This is a genomic window from Kitasatospora sp. SC0581, from assembly GCF_048159585.1.
GTDB lineage: Bacteria > Actinomycetota > Actinomycetes > Streptomycetales > Streptomycetaceae > Kitasatospora.
In genome coordinates this window covers 1-349 of record NZ_JBLRWA010000264.1, presented here as the reverse complement: position 1 = coordinate 349, position 349 = coordinate 1, and the positions used below count along the sequence as shown (strand labels likewise).

Genomic DNA, 349 nt, shown 5'->3' with positions numbered 1-349 from the left:
TAAGCAAGCGTTGCCTTTGTGCCGCGATAATCTTTTTCAATTAGCATGAGCAATTCACCGAATATTTTACTCATGTTGCCGCGATTGATTTCATCAATTATAAAGAAGAACGGTTGGTCCGGTATGTTCGCTGCCTTTTGGCAAAACTGGTAGAAAATGCCGTATTGTAATTCAAACCCAGCCTCTTTAGGTTTATATCCCATCATGAAGTCCTCATAGGAGTAATTCTGGTGAAACTGAATAAACGCAATGCGGCTATCGTCTTTTAACCCCATCATTGCATAAGCAAGCCGCTTTGCTGCAAAGGTCTTGCCAACACCCGGAGCTCCCTGCAAAATGAGATTCTTTT

1 protein-coding gene is annotated in these 349 nt (G+C 42.1%); it reads right to left on the bottom strand.

The window, feature by feature from the left end; all coding sequences use genetic code 11:
• Positions 1–349: McrB family protein (locus ACLWS4_RS38040; protein ID WP_416876577.1), on the bottom strand; the 349-nt coding region annotated here is incomplete at both ends.